The organism is Kitasatospora sp. NPDC093558 (assembly GCF_040683475.1).
Classification (GTDB): domain Bacteria; phylum Actinomycetota; class Actinomycetes; order Streptomycetales; family Streptomycetaceae; genus Kitasatospora.
The window spans coordinates 1-7,998 of sequence record NZ_JBFBDY010000294.1 but is presented as its reverse complement, the minus strand read 5'-3'; the positions used below and the strand labels follow the sequence as shown (position 1 = coordinate 7,998).

The window sequence follows — 7,998 nt, the reverse complement described above, 5'->3', positions numbered from 1 at the left end:
CCGGCCGCGGTGCCCACCACCGCGGCGTCGTACGCGAGCGTCGGCGCGACCGCCTCGAAGGCCGGCCACACCGGCGCGCCGCGCATCTGATCGACCATCTCGGCGGGCATGCCGACGAAGGCCATGAACCGGGCGGCGGCGTCACCGCGGCGCCCGTCCGCGAGCGCCTCGGCCAGGTCCGTGACGTACGCGTCGAACCGCTCGCGCTGCCCGTCCTCGGTGCTGAACGGCGGCTCGTAGACGGCGATCCGGCTGATCGCGACCCCGCTCGCGGCGGCCCGCAGCGCGAGCGCCGCGCCGGAGGAGACACCGATCACGTTGGCCGCGCCGCCGGCGGCCGCGATGACGGCCGCGAGGTCCTCGATCTCGCGCTCGACGGCGAACGGCGCGGTGTCCGCGCTGCCGCCGCGCCCGCGCCGGTCGTAGGTGTAGACGGTGTGGTGCGCGGCCAGCTGCTCGGCGACCGCCGCGCCGGGCCCGAACGCCCGGTGGCAGAGGGCGCCGTCGACGAAGACGACGGCCGGGCCGGAACCGGTGACGGTGTAGGCGATCTCGGTGCCGTCGGTGGAGGCAACGGTGCGGGTGGCGGTGGCGTTCACGGGGTGTCCCTTCGGGGGTTCGTCGCTTTCACAGGGGTAGACCGGCCGCCCGGACGGAACTCATCGCTCTCCCGCAGAAATTTTTTTCGGGTTTTTCGGCAGCGCCCCGAGGGCCTCACAGCAGGGCCACACCCAGCACGACGAACGCCGCGGCGCACAGGTGGGAGCTCCGTCCACAGCCTGTGGACGGAGCTCCCGCGTGTGCGTCGGTTCTCAGCCCGACAGGTCCTTGTGCATCACCAGGGTCGGGCGGCCCTTGGCGGCGTCCGGGCGCATGTCGATCCGCCGGTACCCGAGCGCCGTCCAGAACCGTTCGGCCTCGACGTTGTCCTGCAGCACCCCGAGGCGGACGCCCGTCTCCCCGGCCGCGCGGAACCGTTCCTCCAGCGCCCCGGCGATCGCCCGCCCGTGCCCGCTGCGGTGCGCCCGCCCGTCCACCAGCAGCAGCCCGATCCACGGGAAGCCGTCCCGGGGGTGGCGCAGCAGCACCTGGGCGAGCCCGACCGTCCGGCCGTCCGCGGCACGGGCCGTCAGCAGTTCGCAGCCGTCCGCCCGGGCCTCGTCGCGGAGCATGGCGTGGATGCCCGCGACCGAAAGGTCGTCCGGATCGAGGTCCCCGCTGTACCTCCAGTACTGCGGATTCGTTTCGCACACCCGCGTCAACTCGTCGATCTCGGGCGGGAGAAGCACACTGCGGCTGAGTTCGACCATGCGCGCGACGCTAGCCGCCCGGGCGCTCCCGGGCGACCGGGTTTTCCGCCCGGGCGCCCCTTCGGAGCCGGCCCGCCGACCGTCGTCCCGCAGTGTCGATCACGCCTCCGACCATGACAGATGTCATTCCGGAGCAGTGCCGGTCGACACTGACGGGCCCTCAGCCGCCCGCCGTAGTGTTCAGGTCATGGAGATCACGAAGAACGCCCCGACCGCCGCCCGCCGCACCGAGTGGAGCCTCGCCCTGCTGGGCGGCCTGAAGCACCGGGGCGAGTTCGAGGCCCGCGAGCGCACCGTGCACGTCGCCGCGGTCGGCGGGGCCAAGCTCGACCACACCGACGCCGGGCTCCCGGCCGGCCCGACCCACCTGGTCAAGGCGGCCCTGGTCGGCGGCGCCGAGCTGGCCTACCCCGAGGGCGCCTCGGCCGAGGTGGACGCCTTCTCGGTCTTCGGCGGCGTCGACCTGACCGTCCCGGAGGGCACCACGGTCGAGGTCAGCGGCTTCTCGCTGCTCGGCGGCCGCAGCAAGGGCGTGGTGGGCGAGCCGGGCGGCGCGGTCGTCAAGGTCCGCTCCTACTCGCTGGTCGGCGGCGTCAAGGTCCGCCAGGGGCAGTAACCCCCGCTCCCGCCCGGTCCGGTGGGACCGGGGACGGTCAATGCGGCGCACGGGTTCGGCTGTCCGGCGTAGCCTTCGTTCATGGCAGAGAGCAAGGTCCGGAAGGCGGCGGCGCCGAAGGCGAAGCCCGCGGCGCGGCCGAGGAAGCCCGAGTCCCGGCTGGCGATGGTGCGGCGGGCGCGCAGGATCAACCGGGAGCTCGCGGAGCTCTACCCGTACGCGCACCCGGAGCTGGACTTCGAGAACCCGTTCCAGCTGCTGGTGGCCACCGTGCTGTCCGCGCAGACGACGGACCTGCGGGTGAACCAGACGACGCCCGCGCTGTTCGCCCGGTACCCCACCCCGGAGGACATGGCGGCGGCGAACCCGGAGGAGCTGGAGGAGATCATCCGCCCGACCGGGTTCTTCCGGAACAAGGCGAAGTCGCTGATCGGCCTGTCGATCGCGCTGCGCGACGACTTCGGCGGCGAGGTCCCGGGCCGCCTGGACGACCTGGTGACCCTGCCCGGCGTCGGCCGCAAGACCGCCAACGTCGTCCTCGGCAACGCCTTCGGCGTCCCGGGGATCACCGTCGACACCCACTTCGGGCGCCTGGCGCGGCGGTTCGGCTGGACCGCCGAGGAGGACCCGGTCAAGGTCGAGCTGGCCGTCGCCGAGATCTTCCCCAGGTCCGAGTGGACGATGCTCTCGCACCGCGTGGTCTTCCACGGCCGCCGGATCTGCCACTCCCAGAAGCCCGCCTGCGGGGCCTGCCCGATCGCGCCGCTCTGCCCGTCGTACGGCGAGGGCGAGACGGACCCGGAGAAGGCGACGAAGCTGCTCAAGTACGAGATGGGCGGCCAGCCCGGCCAGCGGCTGAAGCCCCCGGGGGACTTCCCCGGCGAGGCCGCCGCGCGCGCCGACGCCGCCGCCCACCAGGGGCACGTCGCGGATCTGGCGGTGGGCGAGTGAGCGGGCCGGCGCCGACGGTGCGCGAGATCGAGCGGGACGGTCTGCCGCAGTGGCTCCAGCCCGTCCGGGACGCGGCCGAGCGCGTGCTGCCCGAGCAGCTGAGCCGCTTCCTGCCGCCGGTGGAGGACGCCCGCACGGCCGCCGTGCTGATGCTCTTCGGGGAGGGCGAGCAGGGCCCCGACCTGCTGCTGATCGAACGGGCCCGCTCGCTGCGCTCGCACGCCGGTCAGCCGTCCTTCCCGGGCGGCGCGCTCGACCCGGAGGACGGCGACCCGGACGGTCCCGGCCCGATCGCGGCGGCGCTGCGCGAGGCCTGGGAGGAGACCGGCCTCGACCCGGCCGGCGTGCAGGTGTTCGCCGCGCTGCCCGCCCTCTACATCCCGGTGAGCCGCTTCGTGGTGACCCCGGTGCTCGGCTGGTGGCGCGAGGAGTCGCCGGTGCGCCCGGTGGACGCGGGGGAGACCGGCGCGGTGTTCCGGGTGACGATCGCGGAGCTCGCGGACCCGGCGAACCGGGTCCGGCTGCGGCACCCGTCCGGGCACCTGGGCCCGGCGTTCGCGGTGGCCGGCCGGCTGGTCTGGGGCTTCACCGCCGGGGTGATCGACCGGGTGCTGCACCACAGCGGCCTGGAGCGGCCCTGGGACGCGTCGCGGATCGTGGACCTCTCGGACGACGCGCTGGCCCTGGTGCAGGGCGACACCGAGCGCTCGCGCGCGCTGCTGGGCGGCGAGGCCGGGCCCTCGTGAGGGCCCGTCCGCACGGCCCCGCCGCCGGTCGTGGGAGGGTGTCCGGGTGAACGTCCTGGATGTGCTGCTGATCCTCGCCGCCGTCGGTTTCGCCGTGTCGGGCTACCGGCAGGGCTTCGTGGTGGGCGTGCTGTCGGTCGTCGGCTTCCTCGGCGGCGGCCTGCTCGCCGTGCAGCTGCTGCCGCTGCTGCTCGACCACCTGAGCCCCGGCACGACGGCCTCGGTGGTCGCCGTCGTCGTGGTGATCGTGTTCGCCGCGATAGGCCAGGCGGTCACCACGCACTTCGGCTGGAAGCTGCGCGGCCACATCGACCGCCGTCCGCTGCGGGTGCTGGACGCGGCCGGCGGGGCGGTCGTCAACGTGATCTCGATGCTGCTGGTGGCCTGGCTGATCGGCTCCGCGCTCGCCGGAACGTCTCTGCCGACGGTCTCCAAGCAGGTCCGCTCCTCGGCGATCCTCGGCGGCGTCCAGGACGCGCTGCCCGGCGACGCGCCGAACTGGTTCTCGGACTTCTCCAAGGTGCTCGCCCGCAACGGCTTCCCCCAGGTCTTCAACCCCTTCGAGCACGAGCCGATCACCCAGGTCGACACGCCCGACCCCGCGCTGGCCGCCAGCCCGGCGGTCGCCAAGGCCAGGCAGAGCCTGGTCAAGGTGGTCGGCACCGCCACCTCCTGCGGCAAGACGCTGGAGGGCAGCGGCTTCGTGTTCGCCCCGCACCGGGTGATGACCAACGCCCACGTGGTCGGCGGCGTCGACGAGCCGACCGTGCAGATCGGCGGCGTCGGCCAGCTCTACGACGCGACGGTGGTCCGCTACGACTGGCAGCGCGACATCGCGGTCCTCGACGTGCCCAAGCTCAACGCGCCCCCGCTGGCCTTCGCGGGCGAGGCCAGGACCAACGACAGCGCCATCGTGGCCGGCTTCCCCGAGAACGGCGCCTTCAACGTCCAGCCCGCCCGCATCCGCGGCCGCATCCAGGCCAACGGCCCGGACATCTACCACCGCGGCCAGGTCGTGCGCGACGTCTACTCCGTCCGCTCGCTGGTCCGCCAGGGCAACAGCGGCGGGCCGCTGCTCACCCCGGACGGCCAGGTGTACGGCGTGGTGTTCGCCAAGTCGCTGGACAGCGCCGACACCGGGTACGTGCTCACGGCGGCCGAGGTGAAGGACGACGTCGAGAAGGGCGGCACCGCGACGACCCGGGTGGACACCCAGGGCTGCGCGCTCTGACACCGCCGGTCGCCGCTCCTCGGCACCCGGTCGGTGCTGGTCGGTGCTGGTCGGCGCGCCGGTGCGGCGGGGGTCGGATATCCGTCGGACCGTCAGTCCTCCCTGGTAGCCTCGGCCGCGCTCACCCGTTCGGCTCAATCCGGCGCCGTACCGGAGTGAGGTCAACGGGAGGTCGTGGTAGTCCGATGATGGGTCACTCGCACGCGGTCAGCGGGGCGATGCTGTATGCGGCATCGGCGCCGTTCCTGCCCCCGCTGCTGCTGCACACGACGCTGCAGCCGGCGGACATACTGATGGGCACGGTGTTGTGCGCGGGCGCGGCCCTGCTGCCGGACCTCGACCACCACGACGGCTCGATCGCCAACTTCCTCGGCCCGATATCCAAGGCGCTCTGCCGCTTCGTCGCCTGGGCCTCCGGCGGTCACCGGCACGCCACCCACTCGCTGCTGTTCGTCGCGCTGATGGGTGGCGGCACCTGGGCGGGCGTCACCTTCCTGGGCCGCAACTTCACCCTCGCGGTGACGTTCTTCCTGCTCGCGCTCGCGATCCGGGCGCTGCGGCTCTGCCCGCCCGGCGACGGCCCGGAGGCGTGGATCACCGTCGTCGGCCTGGCCGCGCTCGGCACCTTCGGGATGAACACCTGGATGCCGAACGCCCCCGGCTGGCTGCCGTACGCGGTCGGTCTGGGCACGCTGGCGCACCTGCTCGGCGACTGTCTGACGAAGAAGGGCGCGCCGCTGCTCTGGCCGCACAAGGAGCGCTACGAGATCGTGCTGATCAAGCGCAGCGGCAACAACGTCGAGACGAAGGTGCTGGTGCCGATCATGTCGGTGGCGACCTTCGTCCTGCTCTGGTTCACGGCGCTGTCGCCGACGATCGTGAACTGACGCGTGGGCCCTGGCGACGCCCGGGAGCGGGCTCGTACTGCCCGGGTGAACCGGGCGGCACGCCGTTGACGACCGCGGCGCGGGACCTCAGGTCTCGCGCCGCAGTCGTGCGCCCACCCAGCGGGCGCGCCGGCCGAGGATGTGCGGGATGCCGAGCTGTCGCTGCGCCGAGCGCTGACGGCCGTCCGTGCCGTCGTAGCCGAGGTCGTCCGCCCAGCCGGAACGGGGGGCGGACCGGTGCGGGCTGTTCTGGCGTCGGCCGCGCGATGCGCCGCCGCGATCGGGCATCCAGGTCATACCGGAATGGATGCCCCTGGGCCGGTCGGGGTAACCGTCCGGACCGCATCGAAAGTGGCCTATGCGTTTGTCATATGAGCGCAAAATCAAGGGAGTTGGTGCGGCCGAGGCCCGAGAGGCCCGCGGGGGATTACTCCTTGTGCCGACCGACCCAGTCCAGCAGGTCCGTCGTGAACTCCGCCGGCGCCTCCTCGTGCGGGAAGTGCCCGACGCCCGGCATCAGCCGCCAGCGGTACGGCGCCGCCACGTACTCGCCGCCGCCGAGCGCGGTGTGCGACAGCAGCACCGGGTCCGCGGCCCCCTGGACGTGCAGCGTGGGCGCCGCGATCGGCTTCTTCATCCGGCGGGCGAACTGGATGCCGTCCGGACGGGCCATCGACCGCAGCAGCCAGCGGTACGGCTCGATCGAGCAGTGCGCCGTGCTGGGGATCTGGATCGCCTGCCGGTACGCGTGCACGGCCGCCTCGTCCAGCTTGTCCGGCCCGGTCCACTCGTCCAGGTAGCGCGCGACCAGCGCGGCGTCGTCCGCGACCAGGCGGCGTTCCGGTATCCACGGCCGCTGGAAGCCCAGCACGTGCTCGAAGGCGGCGATCTGCCGGCGGTCGGTGAGCAGCGCCCGGCGCAGGTCCCGCGGGTGCGCCGCGGACACCACGGTGAGGCTCTGGATCACCGACGGCCGCATCACCGCCGCCACCCAGGCCAGCGTGCCGCCGGAGGCGTGCCCGACCAGGTGGGCCCGGCGCTCGCCGAGCGAGCGGATCACCCCGGTGATGTCCAGGGCGAGGTTGCCGGGGTCGTACCCGCGCGGGGTGCGGTCGCTGCCACCGATGCCGCGCAGGTCGAGCGCGACGGCCCGGTAGCCGGCCTCGGCGAGCGCGGTCAGCTGGTGGCGCCAGGCCCACCAGTACTCCGGCCAGCCGTGCACCAGCAGCACCAGCGGGCCCTCGCCCAGCTCGGCGATGTGGAACCGGGCGCCGTTGGCGGCGAGGTCGCGGTGCGTCCACGGGCCGCCCTGCCGGATGCTCCAGTCCTCGGCCGCGGAGCCGCCCCGGGCCTTCCCGGCGTCCTCGCCGACGCCCTCCGCAGCCGACGCGGCGGCCTCCCGACCGGGCTCCCCACCGGGCTCCCCGCCGGGCTCCCGGACGGCCTTCCGGACCGGGCCGGAGTCGGCTGGGGGCTGCGCGGGCACGGGCTTCTGGTCAAGCGGCATACCGAGAGCGTGTCACATCCGTGCGCCGGACACGCGCCCGGCACTCGCTGTCGGGCCCCCCGACCGGGCCGCGCCCGTTACGGGATGCGGCCCAGCGCGCGGTCGATCTCCTCCTTGGTGGCCGGCCGCGGACGGGCGTTCTTCAGCACGTCGGCGGTCTTCTGGGCACCCTCGATGGTGCGGACCGGCTTCTCGATCTTCTTGAACGAACGCCAGGCCAGCAGGCCGAGCAGCACCGCGAGCAGCAGGTAGGCACCGGCCACGATCAGGAACGACCAGCCAAGCGACAGGCCCAGCGCGTGGATGCCGAAGGCCGCCGCGGCGCTCAGCATCGGGACGGCCGCCAGCGCCACCACGCCCGCGACCGTCAGCGACACACCGCCGGAGACGCCGCGCTTGACGTCCGCCCGCAGCTCGGCCTTGGCGAGCGCGATCTCGTCGTGGACCAGCGCGGACAGGTCGGCGGTGGCCGCCGCGAACAGCTGCCCCACCGAACGCTCGCCCTCGTAGGGCGCCCGGCCGTTGCTGGACGGGTCTGCGGCTCCTGCGGGCATCAGCGGTTCTCCTCTGCGGCTGTGCGGCGTGACGCCGCCGCGCGGTGCGGTTCCGGGGGCCGGAGGGGGCCCGGGGGCGTCAGTGGACTGTCGACAGCTCAGAATCATGCCCCTACCGGCCAGTCGCACACCACTCCGGGGCCCCGCCGGGGCGACGTGTCCCGGCGCCCGACGCCCCGTGGAGCCCGTGGAGGGG

10 protein-coding genes are annotated in these 7,998 nt (G+C 73.9%); 5 read left to right on the top strand and 5 right to left on the bottom strand.

What is annotated here, in order from left to right:
• Positions 1–599, bottom strand: a 599-nt coding sequence (locus tag AB0O00_RS24005; RefSeq protein ID WP_363654971.1) for an alpha/beta fold hydrolase, incomplete at its 3' end; no start/stop codon positions are given.
• Positions 600–812: 213 nt separating this feature from the next.
• A complete protein-coding gene (locus AB0O00_RS24000) occupies positions 813–1,310 on the bottom strand; it encodes a GNAT family N-acetyltransferase (protein ID WP_363654969.1) in 498 nt (165 codons plus the stop codon).
• Positions 1,311–1,497: 187 nt separating this feature from the next.
• On the opposite strand from AB0O00_RS24000, the gene AB0O00_RS23995 reads away from it, so the two are divergent.
• The 5 genes from AB0O00_RS23995 (at position 1,498) to AB0O00_RS23975 (ending at position 5,741) form a co-directional block, all read left to right on the top strand.
• Positions 1,498–1,926 (top strand): hypothetical protein, encoded by a 429-nt coding sequence (locus AB0O00_RS23995; protein WP_363654967.1) that lies wholly within the window; start codon positions 1,498–1,500, stop codon positions 1,924–1,926.
• An 81-nt stretch (positions 1,927–2,007) separates the two neighbouring features.
• Positions 2,008–2,877: an endonuclease III gene (gene nth, locus AB0O00_RS23990; RefSeq protein ID WP_363654965.1), complete on the top strand. Its 870-nt coding sequence runs from the start codon at positions 2,008–2,010 to the stop codon at positions 2,875–2,877.
• Complete coding sequence (locus AB0O00_RS23985; RefSeq protein WP_363654963.1) at positions 2,874–3,623, top strand: CoA pyrophosphatase; 750 nt, start codon at positions 2,874–2,876, stop codon at positions 3,621–3,623. The genes nth and AB0O00_RS23985 overlap by 4 nt, the downstream gene beginning before the upstream one ends.
• Positions 3,624–3,669: 46 nt before the next feature.
• Positions 3,670–4,854 carry a MarP family serine protease gene (locus tag AB0O00_RS23980; RefSeq protein WP_363654961.1) on the top strand — a complete coding sequence of 395 codons (1,185 nt, stop codon included), beginning with the start codon at positions 3,670–3,672 and terminating at the stop codon, positions 4,852–4,854.
• A gap of 185 nt (positions 4,855–5,039) precedes the next feature.
• Positions 5,040–5,741, top strand: a complete 702-nt coding sequence (locus AB0O00_RS23975; protein WP_363654959.1) for a metal-dependent hydrolase — start codon at positions 5,040–5,042, stop codon at positions 5,739–5,741.
• A gap of 87 nt (positions 5,742–5,828) precedes the next feature.
• Here the strand turns inward: AB0O00_RS23975 and AB0O00_RS23970 are convergent, their stop codons facing one another.
• The 3 genes from AB0O00_RS23970 to AB0O00_RS23960 form a co-directional block, all read right to left on the bottom strand.
• Positions 5,829–6,038: a hypothetical protein gene (locus AB0O00_RS23970; RefSeq protein ID WP_363654957.1), complete on the bottom strand. Its 210-nt coding sequence runs from the start codon at positions 6,036–6,038 to the stop codon at positions 5,829–5,831.
• 130 nt (positions 6,039–6,168) lie between these two features.
• Positions 6,169–7,248, bottom strand: coding sequence for an alpha/beta hydrolase (locus AB0O00_RS23965; RefSeq protein ID WP_363654955.1), 1,080 nt, complete (start codon positions 7,246–7,248; stop codon positions 6,169–6,171).
• Between the two features lie 77 nt (positions 7,249–7,325).
• On the bottom strand, positions 7,326–7,802 hold the full coding sequence (locus AB0O00_RS23960) for a phage holin family protein (RefSeq protein WP_363654953.1): 477 nt from the start codon (positions 7,800–7,802) through the stop codon (positions 7,326–7,328).
• Positions 7,803–7,998 lie beyond the last annotated feature (196 nt).